This is a genomic window from Rhodovulum viride, from assembly GCF_003265965.1.
Classification (GTDB): Bacteria; Pseudomonadota; Alphaproteobacteria; order Rhodobacterales; family Rhodobacteraceae; genus Rhodovulum; species Rhodovulum kholense.
The window spans coordinates 1-242 of the sequence record NZ_MUAV01000284.1; the positions used below are offsets into that span (position 1 = coordinate 1).

Below are 242 nucleotides of genomic sequence, written 5' to 3' on the forward strand. Positions count from 1 at the left end.
CGCCTTGACCTGCCGGTTGCCGGGGGCGCGGGACCAGAAATGGAGCGTCACCGTCGCCTGGGCGCCGATCACGTCGTCGGCCTCTTCCGCGACAAGGGTATCGTCGCCGATCACCACATAAGGGAAACCGCTGTCGGGCATGCCCTCGGGCAGCGCAGGCGGCGTGTCGTAGACCGGGCAGGACAGAGCGCCGTCGAGCGCCGCGAAGATGGCGGTCTGCGCCGCCGTCTCGAAGCTCATCT

1 protein-coding gene is annotated in these 242 nt (G+C 69.0%); it reads right to left on the reverse strand.

Translation table 11 applies throughout. The annotated features are described in order from the left end of the window. The coding region (gene gp17 / locus BYZ73_RS22185; RefSeq protein WP_146746443.1) for a tail completion protein gp17 at positions 1-242 on the reverse strand (242 nt) is incomplete at both ends.